The sequence below is a fragment of the Kitasatospora sp. NPDC058184 genome, from assembly GCF_042883725.1.
Lineage (GTDB): Bacteria > Actinomycetota > Actinomycetes > Streptomycetales > Streptomycetaceae > Kitasatospora.
This window is the reverse complement of sequence record NZ_JBHVVE010000022.1, coordinates 35,232-51,933: the sequence shown is the minus strand read 5'-3', so window position 1 is coordinate 51,933 and position 16,702 is coordinate 35,232. Positions and strand designations below refer to the sequence as shown.

Sequence of the window (16,702 nt, the reverse complement as noted above, 5' to 3'; positions counted from 1 at the left end):
TCCTCGTCCGCGATGGAAGACTCCATGGCGGCGAACCGCCGCACCGCGAACCGGCCGGACACGCACCACCGCGGTGCGCAACCGCCGGCCGTGACACCACCGGGCGGCCCGGCACCGACCGGCACCGACCGACCGAGCACAGGGGGAAGCGCACAGATGCCCACGATCCACCGGTCAGCCCTGGCCGCCGCCCTGGCCGCGGGCACCCTGCTCGCCGTGACCGCCTGCGGGCCGGACGGCCCGGCGGGCGGCGGGACGAGCCCCGCACCGCCGCCCTCCACCGAGTCGACCCAGGCCGCGGGTTCGGGCGGCGTGATCGGCGGGATCCCGCTCCCGTCCGGGCTGCCGACCAGCCTGCTGGAGGGACTGCCCAGGAGCTGGGACGACCTGAAGAAGTGGAAGTACGAGGACTGGGACAAGTGGGCGTCCAAGCACGTCTTCAACAACCCGGTGGTGAAGGACTTCTGGGACCCGGACAAGATGGGTGACTCCAAGCCCGCCGACCCGGCCCCGCCCACCGCCAAGCCCGCCCCCGCCACGCCCAAGCCGGCCACCGACGACGGCGTGACCGACCCCGATCCTGCGGCGGTCAAGGCCGTGACGGTGCCCCGCCCGTACCTGAAGCAGCCCTCCGGCAAGGTGTTCTTCTCCGCCCAGGGCGGCCGCGGCAACTGCTCGGCGACGGTGATCGCCGACCCCCAGCACCCGGGCAAGAGCAACCTGGTCTGGACGGCCGGGCACTGCGTGCACGAGGGCAAGGGCGGGAACTTCTACAAGGACCTGGTCTTCGTGCCCGCCTACAACAACTCCGGCGCCTCCAGCGGCGGCAAGCGGGCCCCGCTGTCCGAGCTGGCCCCGCTCGGCACCTGGTGGGCCGACCAGGTCACCACCTCGCCGCAGTGGATGGTCGAGGGCGGCGGCACCGGCAACGCCGCCAACCAGTACGACTTCGCGGTGATGCGCGTGCACAACCAGAACGACACCGGCAAGTCCCTGGAGGAGACGGTCGGTTCGGCCGTCCCGGTCTGGTTCGACGCACCGCGCGACCAGCTCAAGGTCTCGGCCGTCGGCTACCCGCTCGCCAAGCCGTTCGACGGCCAGGAGCTGTACAAGTGCGACGGCGGCAAGCCCACCCGGCTCTCCTTCGACGCCAAGCGCCCGACCATGCTGACCATCGGCTGCACCATGACCCAGGGCGCCAGCGGCGGCGGCTGGTTCGCCACCATGCCGGACGGCCGGACCGCGCTGGTCAGCAACACCTCGATCGGCACCCAGGAGCACACCTCGCTGAGCGGGCCGTACCTGGAGGCGGTCGCCCGGCAGGCGCTGGACTGGATCTCCAAGAAGTAGCCGCCGCCGACGGGGGGCGGTAGGGAACCACCAGCACAGCACGGGGGGACGAGCCAGCATGCCGAGAACCACCAGCCGTCGGCGCCGGGCCGCGACGGGCGGCGCCGCGCTGCTCGCCGCGCTCGCGCTGGGCGCGGCCGGGTGCGGCCCGGACGGCCCCGCCCGGCCCGCCACCGCGCCCCTCGCCCTGCCCAGGTCGTCGCCCACCAGCCCGGGCGACCTGAGCGGCTGGAAGGTGGACGACTGGGCCCGCTACGTCGCCGAGAGCGCCTTCGCCAACGACGCGGCGCCCGGCGCCTGGACGGCGGTCCGGATGGACGCCGCCAGGCCCCGGCCCACCCCGGAGTACTCGCTGACCGCCCCCGCGGCGGCCGGCGTCGAGCGGGACGCCCCGCCCGCCGCCGTGCCGGCCAGGCCGCAGCCGCACCCGTACGGACCGGTCGGCTCGGTGGTCGGCCGGCTCTTCGCGACCACGTCGCAGGGCGACGTGTCCTGCTCCGCCACCGTGGTCTCCGATCCGGTCAACCCGGGCCGCAGCAACCTCGTCTACACCGCCGCGCACTGCCTGCACGACGGCAAGGGCGGCGGCTGGCTGAAGAACCCGGTCTTCGTGCCCGGCTTCAACCGGGACGGCCAGGCGGTCCACGGCAAGGCGAACGCCGACCGGCTGGTCGCCCCGTACGGCCGGTGGACGGCGGTGCGCGCGCTGGTCTCGCCGACCTGGCTCCAGGAGAGCGGCGTCGGGGCCCACCACCAGTACGACTACGGCGTCCTGCGGGTGCGCGGCGAGGACGGCTCCGGGAGGTCCCTGGAGGAGACGGTCGGCGGCTCGGTGCCGATCTGGTTCAACGCCCCGCGCGACCAGATCACCGGGACCGCCGCCTACGGCTACCCGGCCGAGCGGCCGTTCGACGGCCTGGAGCTCGAGCACTGCGACTCCCCGCTGGCCCCCGGGCTGCTCTCCTTCGACCGGGACCGCCCGCCGATGTACGTGATCGGCTGCACCATGACGGCGGGCGCCGCTGGCGGCGGCTGGTTCATCATCCGGGACGGCAAGCCCAACCTGGTCAGCGTCGGCGCGGTCGGCAACCGCAACCCGGCCGGCTACCAGGCCGGCCCCTCCCTCCAGGACCAGGCGAAGCAGGCCTTCGACTACTTTGCCAAGAACGTCCGGTAGCACCGCCGGAAACAGCGGGGCCCCGGGACGACGATCCGTCCCGGGGCCCCTGCGTGCGCTTCGGGCTCAGCCCTGCAGGGCCACCGCGAAGTACTCCAGCTCGGCGGCCAGCTCGGCCGGCACCTTGGCGTGCAGCAGGGTGCCCTCGCCGGTGTGCTCGGTGGAGAGCAGCTCGCCCTCGGCGTGCACCCGGGAGACCAGCGCGCCCTGGGTGTAGGGCACCAGGGCCCGCACCTCGACCGCCGGACGCGGCAGCTCGTCGTCGATCAGCCGCAGCAGCTCCTCGATGCCGGCGCCGCTGCGGGCCGACACCACGATGGCGTGCGGCTCGCGGCGCAGCAGGCGCTGGAGCACGTGCGGATCGGCGGCGTCCGCCTTGTTGATCACCACGACCTCCGGCACGTTCTGCGCGTCGACCGAGACGATGACCTCGCGGACGGCGGCCAGCTGCGTCTCCGGCTCGGGATGCGAGCCGTCCACCACGTGCAGGATGAGGTCCGCGTCGGCGACCTCCTCCATGGTCGAGCGGAAGGCCTCGACCAGGTGGTGCGGCAGGTGCCGGACGAAGCCGACGGTGTCGGCCAGGGTGTAGAGCCGCCCGGTCGGGGTCTCGGCCCGGCGCACCGTCGGGTCCAGGGTGGCGAACAGCGAGTTCTCCACCAGGACGCCGGCGCCGGTGAGCCGGTTGAGCAGGGAGGACTTGCCGGCGTTGGTGTACCCGGCGATGGCCACGGACGGCACCTGGTGGCGCCTGCGCTCCTGGCGCTTGGTGTCGCGGCCCTTCTTCATGTCGGCGATCTCCTTGCGGAGCTTCGCCATCTTCTCGCGGATCCGGCGCCGGTCGGTCTCGATCTTGGTCTCACCGGGACCGCGGGTGGCCATGCCGCCGCCCGAGGAGCCGGAGCCACCGCCACCCATCTGCCGGGACAGCGACTGACCCCAGCCGCGCAGCCGCGGCAGCATGTACTGCATCTGCGCGAGCGAGACCTGCGCCTTGCCCTCCCGGGACTTGGCGTGCTGGGCGAAGATGTCCAGGATCAGGGCCGTCCGGTCGACGACCTTGACCTTGACCACGTCCTCCAGGTGGATCAGCTGGCCCGGGGTGAGCTCACCGTCGCAGACCACGGTGTCGGCGCCGGTGGCGGCGACGATGTCGCGCAGCTCCTTCGCCTTGCCGGAGCCGATGTAGGTGGCCGCGTCGGGCTTGTCACGGCGCTGGATGACGCCGTCCAGCACCTGGGAGCCGGCCGTCTCGGCGAGCGCGGCGAGCTCGGCCATCGAGTTCTCCGCCTCCTCCAGCGTGCCGTCCGTCCAGACGCCGACGAGCACCACGCGCTCCAGGCGGAGCTGGCGGTACTCGACCTCGGTGACGTCCTCGAGTTCGGTGGAGAGGCCGGCGACACGGCGCAGGGCGGCTCGCTCGCTGCGGTCGTACTGGTCGCCGTCGTAGTGGTGGCCGCGGTCCTCGTCGATGGCCGCGAGGTCCTCGTCCATGAGGGCTTCCGCCCGCAGACCGTCGAGGCGGCGCGGAGCGTCGGCGTGGTCGCGGGTGTCGAACGTGGAGGTCATTCTGTCCTTTGGCTGGCTGGTACGGGTGGCCTTCGGGGACCGCGGTGGCGGTCCCGTACGGAGTCTGCCCAGCTGCCGCCCCGGCTACCGTCCGGGCGGGGTGAGCTACCCCTCAGGTCCCCGGGTGCCCCCGGGCTCCTGTGCCCGGAGAACGCCGTGGACCGGCCGTGAATTCCCCATGATGGTCGCACGCCCGGCGCGGGCCGGTCATCCCCATTTTCCCCGGGACGGCGGCCCCTACGAACCCTCCGGGGCCTGCGGCCGGCTCACGTCGTACACCCCGGAGACCTTGAGCATCGCCCGCATCAGCCCGGGCAGCGCGGCCGGCTCGGGCAGTTCGACGGTGTAGGTGTGCCGGACCCGGGACTCCTGCGGCGGCTCGACCTCGGCCGAGACGATGCCGACGCCCGCGCCGGAGATCGCCGCGGTGAGGTCGGCGAGCAGCCGGGGCCGGTTCAGCGCCTCGGCCCGCAGGGTGGCCCGGTGCCCGGCGGCCGGCGCGCCCTCCGACCGCCAGCGGACCTCCAGCTCGGCCCGCCCGTCCGCGCGCATCCGCTCCCCCGCCGGGCAGCCGGTGCGGTGCACCGCGACCGCGCCGCCGCGGATCGGGTAGCCGGCCACCTCGTCCGGCGGCACCGGGGTGCAGCAGCGGGCCAGCCGGACCGACGCCCCGGGCCGGCCGGCCACCGCGACCGGGGCCGCCCGCCGCTCGGCGGCCGGGCGCCCGGGCGGGACGGGCTGGCCGCCGGCCGGGCCGGTGCGGACCGCCGGCTGCCGGGCCGGGGGATCGGCCAGCCAGCGCTCGATGGCCAGCCGGGCGGCGGGGGTGCGGGCGTGCGCCAGCCACTCGGGGGCGGGCCCGGAGGGCGGTCCGCCGCCGGCCGGGAGGGTCTCGGTGAGCACCGCGATCTGGTCGCCGTCCTCCAGCACGGTGGACAGCGCGGTGAGCCGCCCGTTGACCCGCGCGCCGATACATCGGTGGCCGGTCTCCTCGCCGAGCAGGTAGGCCGCGTCCACGCAGGTGGCGCCGGCCCGCAGCTGAAGCGTTTCGCCGCTCTCCGTCACCACGGTGATCTCGCGGTCGCCGGCCAGGTCGGCGGTGAGCGCGGACCAGAAGGCGTCCGGGTCTGGCGTCTCCTGCTGCCACTCCAGCAGCCGGCTGAGCCAGCCCGGGCGGGCCGGGTCGGTGCGGTCCAGCTCGTCGGCGTCCTGGACGGCGCCGGCCGGGGACGGGTCCCCGAGCGCGACCACCCCGGTCTCGGCCACCTCGTGCATCCGCCGGGTGCGGACCAGCACCTCGACCACCGCGCCGCCGCTCAGCGCCACGGCGGTGTGCAGGGACTGGTAGAGGTTGAACTTGGGCGCGGCCACGAAGTCCTTGAACTCCCCGGGCAGCGGCGTCCAGCAGGTGTGCAGCTCGCCGAGCACGGCGTAGCAGTCGGCGTTCTCCTCGACCACCACCAGCAGCCGCCCGAAGTCGGCCGGCCGCGGCCCCTGCGGCCGGCCGTCCGGCCCGGGCACGGCGGCCCGCCGGAGCAGCACCCGGTGCAGCGAGACGCAGTGCCGGGGCCGGACGGTCACCTCGGCGGCCACCCCGCCCTCGGCCAGCTGGCGGGCCAGCTGCCGGGCGAAGGGCTCCAGCAGGGTGTCCGGCTCGGCCTCGTGACCGGTCATCAGGGCGCGGGTGCGGGCGTGCTCCTCGGGGTGCAGGGTGGCGAAGACGATGTCCTCCAGCTCCGCCTTGAGCACCTGGATGCCGAGCCGCTCGGCCAGCGGGATCAGCACGTCCCGGGTGACCTTGGCGATCCGCACCTGGCTGGCCGGCTTCATGTGCCGGATGGTGCGCATGTTGTGCAGCCGGTCGGCGAGCTTGATCACCATCACCCGGACGTCGTCCCCGGTGGCGACCAGCATCTTGCGGAAGGTCTCGGCCTCGGCGGCGGCCCCGAAGTCGACCTTCTCCAGCTTCGTCACCCCGTCGACCAGGTAGGCGACTTCGGGCCCGAACCCGGCGCCCACCTGGTCCAGCGTCAACTCGGTGTCCTCGACGGTGTCGTGGAGCAGCGAGGCGACCAGGGTGGTCGTCCCGGCGCCGAGTTGGGCCAGGATCATGGTGACGGCCAGCGGGTGGGTGATGTACGGCTCGCCGCTCTTGCGCTTCTGGCCGCGGTGGCTGGCCTCGGCGAGCCGGTAGGCCCGGGCGAGCAGGCCGAGGTCGGCCTGCGGATGGTGCCGGCGGTGGACCCGGACGAGCGGTTCCAGGGCGTCCGGCACGGGCGGCCGGCCGGTGGCGAGCAGGGCGGCCCGCCCGGCCCGGCCGAGGGCGGCCAGGCCGAGCTCCCCGAGGGGCCGCCTGGCCCCTCCCTGCCGTACGGTCGTCGGCTGCCCCAGGGGCTGCCCGGCTTCGATGGTCATCGGCACCTCCGGCAACGGTCGCCGGGCGCCGCCCCGTCCGAGGGGGTGATCTCGACACCCCTCCCCATGGGGTGATCGACCCGGTGGTCCATGCTACCGAGCAGAGCACGTTCCGCGACGCCCTGATTCCCGTCCGCGACCGGTATCACCCGATCGGGGGGATTCATCACCGAACGAATTGGGCAAACCGGGCTGCCGGCCCCCGGGCCTGTCGCCCCGCGGACGCGGGTTCGAGGACGAGCCCCACCGGAGACGAGCCCTAACGGACCGACTCCCACCAGCGCCCGTCCAGCCGGCCCTCGGCCACGATCACCGCCGGCCCGGCCATCTCCACCCGGCCGTCCGGGTGCTCGGTGATGACCAGCCGACCGCCCAGCACGTCCACGGTGTACGAGACCGCCTCGCCGGTGACCGCCGGGTCGGCGCCGTCCCGGCGGATGGCCGCCACCGCCACCGCGCAGGCGCCGGTGCCGCAGGAGCGGGTCTCGCCCGAGCCGCGCTCGTGCACCCGCATCGCGACGTGCCGCGGCCCGCGGTCCACCACGAACTCGACGTTGACGCCCTCCGGGTAGGCGTCCGCCGGGCTGGTGAGCGGCGCGGTGTACAGGTCCCCGGCGTGCTCCAGGCTCTCCACGAAGGCCACCGCGTGCGGGTTGCCCATGTTGACGTTCAGGGCCGGCCAGCGCCGCTCGCCGACCGCGACCTCGATGCCGTCCGGCCCGGGCAGCCGGGCCCGGCCCATGTCGATGGTGACGTCGCCGGGCGTGCCGTCCGCGGCGGCCCCGGCGACCTTCGCGGTGAGCACCCCGGAGCGGGTGGCGACGGCCAGTGCGCCCGGCTCGGCCAGTCCGGCCTCGACCAGGAAGCGGGCGAAGACCCGCAGGCCGTTGCCGCACATCTCGGCGACGCTGCCGTCCGAGTTGCGGTAGTCCATGAACCACTCGGCCCGGTCGGCCATCGCCGCGGCGGCCGGGTCGGCGGCGGCGCGCACCACGCGCAGCAGCCCGTCCCCGCCGATGCCGGCCCGCCGGTCGCACAGCGCGGCGACGGTCTCGGGACCGATCTCCAGCGCGCCGTCCGGGTCCGGGACGATGACGAAGTCGTTCTGGGTGCCGTGGCCCTTGAAGAAGGGGATGCCGACCTGCTGGGGGGAGGATGCGCTCACCCCTCCGATGGTACTGAGCCGCCGGGAGGCGCTCAGCGCAGGTAGGCGACCCGCCAGACCGCGAGCGCGCAGGCGGCCAGCGCGATCAGGGTGTAGACCGCGATCGCCTTCCAGCCGGCCCGCTGCCCGGAGCCCCGGCGCGGCAGCCCCGGCCACGTGTAGCCGGCGTGCCGGGCGGCCATCGCGCCCCAGCCCATCGAGGCGGCGGTGAACAGCAGCCCGAGCATCCCGACCATGGTGGCGCGCGCCCCGGCCGAGCCGAAGGCGAGCGGGAAGGCGAACATCAGCGAGCCGAGGGTGCCCAGCAGGGCGATCGGCAGCGTCTGCCACCAGCGCAGCCGGCGCAGCGGGCGGATCTCCCGTTCGTGCACCGCGCCGCCGGGCGGGGTGCGGGTGTCCAGGGCGGGCACCGCGGCCGCGTAGGAGGTCGGCGCCTCCAGGCCGGTCAGCACGGGCAGGTCGCCCATCGTCGACTCGTCGAACTCCTCGGCCGGTACGGTGACGCTCCCGCCCTGGCCGGATTCGGGGCCGGTACCCGTCGACACACGGCCTCCCCTGACAGTTCGACACGAGCGGACTCGCGGCCGGGCACGGCCGGCCCGTTCGGTCGACCCCTACGGCATCGATGATGGCATGTCCAGAGGGGCGTTCCGGGCCTGACCGGGGTCGACGGGTGATCCGTGGCCATCACGTGATCGGCCCGTGACCGCCGGTTCGTCCTGCACGGGCGCCTGCGCGCGCAGGTGCACCGCCGGATTGGCCGGAAACCCTTCCTACGCGGCCGGAACTCCCTGACGGTCGATCAGTTCCATGGAGCGTTCCAGCAGCTCGACGGGGTCGGTGCCGGCCGGCCGGGAGAGCCAGTGGATCCGGTCGTCGCGGCGGAACCAGGACTCCTGGCGGCGGGCGAAGCGCTTGGTGGCCCGGACGGTCTCGGCCCGGGCCTCGTCCTCGGTGCACCCGCCGGCGAAGTGGTCGAGCACCTGCTGGTAGCCGAGCGCCCGGGAGGCGGTCCTGCCCTCCCGCAGTCCGACCTTCTCCAGCTCCCGCACCTCGTCCAGCAGTCCGGCCTCCCACATCCGGTCGACCCGCAGCGCGATCCGCTCGTCCAGCTCGGGGCGCGGCACGGCGACGCCGATCTGCACCGCCTCGTAGACGGCGGTGTTGCTCGGCAGGTTGGCGGTGAACGGCTGCCCGGTGATCTCGATGACCTCCAGGGCGCGGACGATCCGCCGCCCGTTGCCGGTGAGGATCGCCTCGGCGGCCGCCGGGTCCAGCTCGGCCAGCCGCCGGTGCAGCGCGTACGGGCCGGCCTGCTCCAGCTCGGCCTCCAGCCGGGCCCGCACCGCCGCGTCGGTGCCCGGGAACTCCATCTCGTCGATCGCCGCCCGGACGTACAGCCCGGAGCCGCCGACCAGGACGGGCGTGCGGCCGGCGGCGAGCAGCCGGTCGATCTCGGCCCGGGCCAGCCGCTGGTACTCGGCGACGCTGGCGGCCTCGGTGACGTCCCAGACGTCCATCAGGTGGTGCGGCACTCCCCCGCGCTCCTCCATCGTGAGCTTGGCGGTGCCGATGTCCATGCCCCGGTACAGCTGCATCGAGTCGGTGTTGATCACCTCGCCGTCGAGACTGCGGGCGATGGCGACGGCCAGGTCGGACTTGCCGGCGGCGGTCGCGCCGACGATCGAGATGACGCGCGGGGTACGGGAGCTGCTCACCGCTCCAGTCTCGCAAAACGGCCGGGCGCCCGCGGACCGGGCTGCCACCCGCCCGCGACTGCGCGAGGATATGACTGTTTCCCGGACACTTTCCGGCCGTTTCCCCGGTTGGGCCGGTTTGCGAACGCTTTGCCGAGCCCGGTCGTTGTGCGGGGAACAGCGGATGAAGGAGATCGCCATGGGTCTGATGGACAACCTCAAGGGCAAGGCCGAGGAGCTCAAGGACAAGGCCAGCGAGTTCGCCGGCAAGCACAGCGACCAGATCGAGAAGGCCGTGGACAAGGCCGGCGGCGCGATCGACAAGGCGACCAAGGGCAAGTACAGCGACAAGATCGAGCACGGCGCCGGCAAGGCCAAGGGCGCGGTCGGCGACTTCGCCCACAAGCCGAAGCCCGGCGACGAGGAGCAGCCCCCGCAGGCCCCGCGGTCCTGAACCGCAGGCCTGCCCCGCCGACTTGCTAGGACCAGGACGCCACGAAGTACCCGACCCCGTACGGCGCGTCCTGGTAGCCCAGCCGCCCGGTGAGGCCGGCGCCCTGCGCGGCGCCGGCCAGCACCTGCCAGGGTGCCCGGCCGTCGGCCTTGAGCTCGGCGGCCAGGCCCGGGTCCAGTGCGGCCAGGGCGGGCAGGTCGGCCGTGCCCAGGGCGGCGGCCAGCGCGGTGTCGAAGCCCTCGGCCCGCTCGTCCAGGTAGCCGGGCGCCTTCACCGAGCGGCAGGCGCTGCCGTCGCCGAGCACCAGCAGGGCGACCCGGTCGGCGAGCCCGGCCAGGCCCTGGCCGAGGCCGAGCATCCGGTCGGCGGGGGCGTCGGCGGGCACCGCGCAGGCGTGCGTGGGCAGGCCCACCCCGGCGCGCTCCAGCAGCCAGGCGCCGACGGTCAGCGAGGGGGCCAGCTCCGGCCCCTCGACCCGCTCGCCGGGCAGCTTGGCGACCAGCGGCACTCCGTAGCGGTGGAAGGAGCCGGCCCCGCCCTCGGTCCACACCTCGGCCGCCGGCCCGGTGCCGACCACCACGACCAGCTGCGGTCCGGCCGCGACCAGCGCCGCGAGCGCCTCGTCGCAGGCCGCGCGCAGGCCGTCCAGCTCGGGCGCGGCCCCGGCGGCGACCTCGGGGACGAGCAGCGGCGGACAGGGGCACACGGCGGCGGCTACCAGCATGCGGATCACTCTAGCCAACGACGACGGCGGCCCGGCGGGAGTGGATCCTCCCGTCAGGCCGCCGTACCGGGCACGGTGTCAGTCGCCGCAGCAGGCCCCGCCCGCCGGCGCGGCCAGTGGCAGCTCCGCCGGGGCGCCGATCTTCGGCAGGCCGAGCAGCACGCCGGCCGGCTTGGCGGCGGGCGCGGCCTGGCGCTTCTCCCAGGCGTCACCGGCCCGGGTGCGGCGCACCGCGAGCGCGGGGCCCTCGGCGAGCAGGTGGTGCGGGGCGGCGTAGGTGATCTCGACGGTCACCGTGTCGCCGGGGCGCACCGGCTCCTCGGGCTTGGTGAAGTGCACGAGCCGGTTGTCGGGGGCGCGGCCGGAGAGCCGCCGGGTCTGGTCGTCCTTCTTGCCCTCGCCCTCGGCGACCAGGATCTCCAGGGTCCGCCCGACCTGCTTCTTGTTCTCCTCCCAGGAGATCTCCTCCTGGAGGGCGATCAGCCGGTCGTAGCGGGCCTGCACGACCTCCTTCGGCACCTGGTCCGCCATCTCCGCGGCGGGGGTGCCGGGGCGCTTGGAGTACTGGAAGGTGAAGGCGTTGGTGAAGCGGGCCTCGCGGACGACGTGCATCGTCTCCTCGAAGTCCTCCTCGGTCTCGCCGGGGAAGCCCACGATGATGTCGGTGGAGATCGCCGCGTCGGGCATCGCCTCGCGGACCTTCCGGATGATCCCGAGGAAACGCTCCTGCCGGTAGGAGCGGCGCATCGCCTTGAGGACGCGGTCCGAGCCGGACTGCAGCGGCATGTGCAGCTGGTGCATCACGTTCGGGGTCTCGGCCATCGCGGCGATCACGTCGTCGGTGAAGTCGCGCGGGTGCGGCGAGGTGAAGCGGATCCGCTCCAGGCCCTCGATCTGGCCGGCGGCGCGCAGCAGCTTGGAGAAGGCCTCGCGGTCGCCCAGGTCGGAGCCGTAGGCGTTGACGTTCTGGCCGAGCAGGGTCACCTCGATGACGCCCTCGCCCACCAGCGCCTCGATCTCGGCGAGGACGTCGCCGGGGCGGCGGTCCTCCTCCTTGCCGCGCAGCGCGGGGACGATGCAGAAGGTGCAGGTGTTGTTGCAGCCGACCGAGATGGCGACCCAGGCGGCGTACGCGGATTCGCGGCGGGTCGGCAGGGTGGAGGGGAAGGTCTCCAGCGACTCCAGGATCTCGACCTGGGCCTTGCGCTCGACCGCGGCCCGCTCCAGCAGCGCCGGCAGGTGGCCGATGTTGTGGGTGCCGAAGACCACGTCGACCCAGGGGGCGCGCTTGACGATGGTCTCGCGGTCCTTCTGGGCCAGGCAGCCGCCGACGGCGATCTGCATGCCCTTGTGGCGGGTCTTGACCGGCGCGAGCTGGCCGAGGTTGCCGTACAGCTTGTTGTCGGCGTTCTCGCGCACCGCGCAGGTGTTGAACACCACCAGGTCCGGGTCGCCCTCGGGCCCGGCCTTGACGTACCCCGCGTCCTCCAGCAGGCCGGACAGCCGCTCGGAGTCGTGGACGTTCATCTGACAGCCGTGCGTGACGACCTTGTAGCTCTTCAATCCGCTCTCACCGCTCACCAGACCAGGGTACGGGCAGCGGCGAAGGGCTTTTCCCGGAGCTTCCACCACCCGTTCCCCTCCCGTTCGGCCGGAGCGCCTGGCAGTATCCCTGCATGACCCCCACCACTCCGTACCGTCCCGGCGCCGCCGTCCGTGCCGCGGCCCGCAGCCCGTTGTGGCGGACGGTGCTGGTGCTGGTGCTGCTGGTGGCCGGGTTCGGCGGCTGGTGGCTGTCGGCGGGCCGCTCGCCCGGGTACCCGCGCGGCGAGGTCCGCTTCGCCACCGGGGTGCAGCGCGGCGTCTACGACCGGTACGGGCAGCTGCTCCAGGGCCACGTCTCGCGGGCGATGCCGGGGGTGCGGCTGGCCCTGGACAACTCCGAGGGCTCGGTCGACAACATCGGCCGGGTGATCAACGGCCGGGACACCTTCGCGATCGCCACCGCCGACGCGGTCGCCGACTACCACGAGCCCGGCAAGGAGAAGCTGCGGGCGATCGCCCGGCTGTACGACGACTACCTGCAGCTGGTCGTCCCGGCCTCCTCCCCGGTGCGGCGCACCGCCGACCTCAAGGGCCTGAAGGTCGGCGTCGGGCTGCCGCAGTCCGGGGTGAACCTGGTGACCAGGCGGCTGCTGACCGCCGCCGGGCTGGACCCGGACCATGACATCGTCCCGGTGCCGAAGGGCGTCGGCGAGGCCGCCGACGACCTGCGCGCGGGCACCCTGGACGCCTTCTTCTGGTCCGGCGGCCTGCCCACCAGCGCGCTCACCGACCTCTCCGAGCACGTCCGGATCCGGATCGTGCCGCTGAGCGACCTCGCCGAGGCCCTGCACAAGGCCGAGGGCGGCGGCACCGACGCCTACCGGGCGGCCACCATGCCCAAGGGCACCTACCCGAACGCCGAACCGAAGGACGCGGTCGCCACGGTGGCCGTGCCCAACCTGCTGATCACCCGGGACGACGTGGACCCGGGCCTGGTCGAGGGCATGACCCGCGCGGTGATCGACAGCCGGGACCAGATCGGCGCCCAGGTGCACGCGGCCCAGCTGGTCGACCTGCGCACCGCCGTCTACACCGACCCGCTCCCGCTGCACACCGGCGCGGCGCGCTACTACCGCTCGGTGAAGCCGTAGGCCCCGCCCCGGCGGCTACTTCTCCGGCTTCTCCGGCCGGGGCACCGCCAGCGTCACCGCGAGCCCGGTCGGCTTGACCGGCGCGAAGCCGAGCGTGCCGCCGCCGGCCGCCAGCAGGGTGCGGGCGATGGACAGCCCGAGCCCCGAACCGTCCACGTTCTGGTGCCGCGGGCTGCGCCAGAACCGGTCCCCGGCCCGGGACAGCTCGTCCTCGGTGAGGCCGGGCCCGGCGTCGGTGACGGTCACCGCGACCTCGTCCCGGCGCACCGCGACCCGCAGCCGCACCTCGCTGCCGGGCGGGCCGAACTTGAGCGCGTTGTCGACCACGGCGTCCAGGGCCGAGCCGAAGCCGATCGGGTCGGCCATCCCGATCGCCAGCGCCGGGCCGTCCCAGCGCAGCGTGATCCCGCGCTGCTCGGCCGCCGGCCGCCAGGCGTCGACCCGGGCCAGGGTGAGCTCGGCGAGGTCGGTGCGCTCCGGTTCGGGGCGGGCGTGCTCGGCGGTGGCCAGCCCGAGCAGGTCGTCCAGCACCCGGGCCAGCCGGACGCCCTCCTCCCGTACGCCGCTGAGCTCCTCCTCGTGGCCCTCGGGCAGTTCCAGGCCGAGCAGCTCGACCCGCAGCAGCAGGGCCGACAGCGGGTTGCGCAGCTGGTGCGAGGCATCCGCGACGAAGGCCTTCTGCTGGTCCATGGCGAGCACCACGTGGTCCGCCATCTCGTTGAACGAGCGGGCCAGCCGCTGGAGTTCGGGCGGTCCGCCGCCGGGGGCGACCCGGGCGGCCATCCGGCCGGTGGCGATGTCGTGGGTGGCCCGGTCCAGGGTGCGCACCGGGCGCAGCACCCACTCGGTGAGCCGGACGGCGAGCAGCACGGCGACGATCATCGCGGCGGCCTCACCCGCGACGATCACCAGCCACTTGTGCAGCACCCGGGTGCGCAGCGCCTCGGTCGGGGACTCGCTCAGCACCACCGCGACCACGTCGCCGTCGCGCACCACCGGGGCGGCGACGATGATCGTCCGGTCCGGCGTCCACGGCCAGACCTGCGGCGGGTTGTGGCTGCGCCGCCCGTCCAGCGCCTCCTGGAAGGCCTGGGCGCCCCAGCCCTCGCCAGGCACCCGCCAGTCGCCCGGGGCGGCGGCGATCGCCACCCCGTCGCGCTGGAAGATGCCCAGGCGGACGCCGTACAGGTCGTGGTAGCGGCGGACCTCGGAGAGGATCGCGCGCTGCCGGCTGAGGTCGCCCGGGGCGGGTTCCGGTTCGCCCTTGCGGGCGGAGTCGGCGGCGCCGGAGGTGGGCAGGTCCTGGGCGAGGCGGGCGGCGTCGTCGAGCCGGTCGACGACGACCTTGGTCTGCTCGGCCGCCGCGACCGCCGCCGCGAGCGGCAGCCCCAGGGCGGCCAGGACGCAGAGCATGAGGGCGATCAGGATGCCGAGCAGGCGGGTGCGCACGTGCGGTCAGTGCTCCGCGGGAGCGGGGGCCGACGGGGCGGGGGCGGACGGCGCCGGACAGTCGGGGATCAGCCGGTAGCCGACCCCGCGCACGGCCTCGACCAGTCCGGGCAGCGCCAGCTTGTTGCGCAGCGAGCCGATGTGCACCTCCAGGGTGCGCCCGTTGCCCTCCCAGCCGCTGCGCCAGACCTCGCTGAAGATCTGCTCGCGCCGGTAGACCACGCCCGGGCTCTGGGCGAGCAGCGCGAGCAGGTCGAACTCCTTGCGGGTGAGCGGCACGTCGCGGCCGTCCACGCTGACCCGGCGGCGCTCCCGGTCGATCCTGATGCCGCGGGACTCCAGCGGGCCGCGCTGCTGCGGCACGGTGTCGGGCGCGGGCACCGGCACCGCGGCGGGGGCGGCGCCGCGGCGGGCCACGGCGTGGATGCGGGCGAGCAGCTCGCCCATGTCGTACGGCTTGGTGACGTAGTCGTCGGCGCCCAGGTTGAGGCCGTGGATCCGGGAGCGGACGTCGGCGCGGGCGGTGACCATGATCACCGGGACGCCGCTGCCGGCCCTGATCCGGCTGCACACCTCGAAGCCGTCGCGGTCGGGCAGCCCGAGATCGAGCAGCACCACGCGGTACGGCTCGTTGCCGTCCGGCACCAGGGCGTCCAGCGCCTCGTGCCCGCTGCGGGCGTGCCGGACCTGGAAGCCGTGCCGGCCCAGCACCGCGACCAGCGCGGCGGCCACGCGTTCGTCGTCCTCGACGAGCAGAAGTCGCATCCTGTTCTCCTCCTTCCCCCACCTGATCACCAGTGATCACCGGGCCGATCGGTCAGGTCCCGGTCCTGCGCAGTATGAGCCAGTGAACGGCCCGACGCCAGGTTCGACCGCGCACCGGGCCCGTGGGGGACGGGGAGCACCGGAGCGGATTCCCGCTGTGACATGCCCCGTCGGCGCCCGCGCGAACAGCGCGTGGGCGACGCGTGGCCGTTTCGTGATCCTCAAGTTCCGCTCAGATCGGCTGACGGCGAACGGTCACGGCTCCTAAGGTCGGCCCACCGGGGGCTGCGGCTCCGCCGGCCGCGGCCCCCGGATTCGCACCACCACTGCCTCCCAAGGGAGTTGAGACTTCTCGGGCAGGCGTTATTCGACGACAGAGGGAGCAGGCGCGATGACCGAGAGCCCGGTCGAGGACTCAACCACCGCAGCCGCCCCCCTGGTCGTGCTGAGCAAGGTCAACAAGCACTACGGCGCGCTGCACGTGCTGCAGGACATCGACCTCAGGATCGCCCAGGGCGAGGTGGTCGTACTGATCGGCCCGTCCGGTTCGGGCAAGTCGACGCTCTGCCGGACGATCAACCGGCTGGAGACGATCGACTCCGGCACGATCACCATCGACGGCCGGCCGCTGCCCGACGAGGGCAAGGAGCTGGCCCGGCTGCGCGCCGAGGTCGGCATGGTGTTCCAGAGCTTCAACCTGTTCGCGCACAAGACCGTGCTGGAGAACGTGGTCATCGGCCAGGTGAAGGTGCGCAAGGTGCCCCGCCCGCAGGCCGAGAAGACCGCCCGGGAGCTGCTGGAGCGGGTCGGCGTCGGCGCGCAGGCGGACAAGTTCCCGGCCCAGCTCTCCGGCGGCCAGCAGCAGCGCGTGGCGATCGCCCGGGCGCTGGCGATGAAGCCCAAGGTGATGCTCTTCGACGAGCCCACCTCGGCGCTGGACCCGGAGATGGTCAACGAGGTGCTGGAGGTCATGCGCCAACTGGCCGCGGACGGCATGACGATGGTCGTGGTCACCCACGAGATGGGCTTCGCGCGCTCCGCCGCCAACCGGGTGCTGTTCATGGCCGACGGGAAGATCGTCGAGCAGAACACCCCGGACGCCTTCTTCACCGCACCGCGCTCCGACCGCGCCAAGGACTTCCTCTCGAAGATCCTCCACCACTGACGCTTCGAGACCAGCGGGGCCGCCCCCGGCTTCGTCACCGGTGCCGGCCGGTCCCGCCGTGCAACGCCTTCCAGAC

General features: G+C 74.1%; 14 protein-coding genes. 5 read left to right on the top strand and 9 right to left on the bottom strand.

Annotation, left to right across the window (positions count from 1 at the left end; all coding sequences use genetic code 11):
- Positions 1-156 precede the first annotated feature (156 nt).
- Both ACFVXH_RS32080 and ACFVXH_RS32075 read left to right on the top strand, forming a co-directional pair.
- On the top strand, positions 157-1,350 hold the full coding sequence (locus ACFVXH_RS32080; RefSeq protein WP_387829398.1) for a trypsin-like serine peptidase: 1,194 nt from the start codon (positions 157-159) through the stop codon (positions 1,348-1,350).
- A gap of 58 nt (positions 1,351-1,408) precedes the next feature.
- Complete coding sequence (locus ACFVXH_RS32075; protein ID WP_387829396.1) at positions 1,409-2,527, top strand: trypsin-like serine peptidase; 1,119 nt, start codon at positions 1,409-1,411, stop codon at positions 2,525-2,527.
- Positions 2,528-2,593: 66 nt separating this feature from the next.
- On the opposite strand, the gene hflX is transcribed toward ACFVXH_RS32075, so the two are convergent.
- From hflX to miaA, 5 genes are all read right to left on the bottom strand, one after another.
- Positions 2,594-4,096, bottom strand: coding sequence for a GTPase HflX (gene hflX / locus ACFVXH_RS32070; RefSeq protein ID WP_049658942.1), 1,503 nt, complete (start codon positions 4,094-4,096; stop codon positions 2,594-2,596).
- A gap of 237 nt (positions 4,097-4,333) precedes the next feature.
- Positions 4,334-6,511 carry a RelA/SpoT family protein gene (locus ACFVXH_RS32065; RefSeq protein ID WP_380776733.1) on the bottom strand — a complete coding sequence of 726 codons (2,178 nt, stop codon included), beginning with the start codon at positions 6,509-6,511 and terminating at the stop codon, positions 4,334-4,336.
- Positions 6,512-6,770: 259 nt separating this feature from the next.
- Entirely contained in the window at positions 6,771-7,676 is a 906-nt protein-coding gene (gene dapF, locus ACFVXH_RS32060; protein WP_387829393.1) for a diaminopimelate epimerase, read from the bottom strand.
- Positions 7,677-7,708: 32 nt separating this feature from the next.
- Positions 7,709-8,221: a hypothetical protein gene (locus tag ACFVXH_RS32055; protein ID WP_049658893.1), complete on the bottom strand. Its 513-nt coding sequence runs from the start codon at positions 8,219-8,221 to the stop codon at positions 7,709-7,711.
- A 228-nt stretch (positions 8,222-8,449) separates the two neighbouring features.
- Entirely contained in the window at positions 8,450-9,394 is a 945-nt protein-coding gene (gene miaA / locus ACFVXH_RS32050) for a tRNA (adenosine(37)-N6)-dimethylallyltransferase MiaA (RefSeq protein ID WP_387829391.1), read from the bottom strand.
- Positions 9,395-9,557: 163 nt separating this feature from the next.
- On the opposite strand from miaA, the gene ACFVXH_RS32045 reads away from it, so the two are divergent.
- A complete protein-coding gene (locus ACFVXH_RS32045; protein WP_241853171.1) occupies positions 9,558-9,827 on the top strand; it encodes an antitoxin in 270 nt (89 codons plus the stop codon).
- 25 nt (positions 9,828-9,852) lie between these two features.
- Here the strand turns inward: ACFVXH_RS32045 and ACFVXH_RS32040 are convergent, their stop codons facing one another.
- Both ACFVXH_RS32040 and miaB read right to left on the bottom strand, forming a co-directional pair.
- Positions 9,853-10,551, bottom strand: coding sequence for a class III extradiol dioxygenase subunit B-like domain-containing protein (locus ACFVXH_RS32040; RefSeq protein WP_117489707.1), 699 nt, complete (start codon positions 10,549-10,551; stop codon positions 9,853-9,855).
- Positions 10,552-10,629: 78 nt separating this feature from the next.
- Positions 10,630-12,132, bottom strand: coding sequence for a tRNA (N6-isopentenyl adenosine(37)-C2)-methylthiotransferase MiaB (gene miaB / locus ACFVXH_RS32035; RefSeq protein ID WP_255357448.1), 1,503 nt, complete (start codon positions 12,130-12,132; stop codon positions 10,630-10,632).
- Between the two features lie 95 nt (positions 12,133-12,227).
- Here miaB and ACFVXH_RS32030 point away from each other — a divergent pair, with 95 nt between their 5' ends.
- Entirely contained in the window at positions 12,228-13,247 is a 1,020-nt protein-coding gene (locus ACFVXH_RS32030; RefSeq protein ID WP_117489705.1) for a TAXI family TRAP transporter solute-binding subunit, read from the top strand.
- A 15-nt stretch (positions 13,248-13,262) separates the two neighbouring features.
- On the opposite strand, the gene ACFVXH_RS32025 is transcribed toward ACFVXH_RS32030, so the two are convergent.
- A complete protein-coding gene (locus ACFVXH_RS32025; protein ID WP_049655577.1) occupies positions 13,263-14,696 on the bottom strand; it encodes a HAMP domain-containing sensor histidine kinase in 1,434 nt (477 codons plus the stop codon).
- A 6-nt stretch (positions 14,697-14,702) separates the two neighbouring features.
- Positions 14,703-15,461: a response regulator transcription factor gene (locus ACFVXH_RS32020; protein ID WP_387829388.1), complete on the bottom strand. Its 759-nt coding sequence runs from the start codon at positions 15,459-15,461 to the stop codon at positions 14,703-14,705.
- A 391-nt stretch (positions 15,462-15,852) separates the two neighbouring features.
- On the opposite strand from ACFVXH_RS32020, the gene ACFVXH_RS32015 reads away from it, so the two are divergent.
- Positions 15,853-16,626, top strand: a complete 774-nt coding sequence (locus ACFVXH_RS32015; protein ID WP_049655580.1) for an amino acid ABC transporter ATP-binding protein — start codon at positions 15,853-15,855, stop codon at positions 16,624-16,626.
- Positions 16,627-16,702 lie beyond the last annotated feature (76 nt).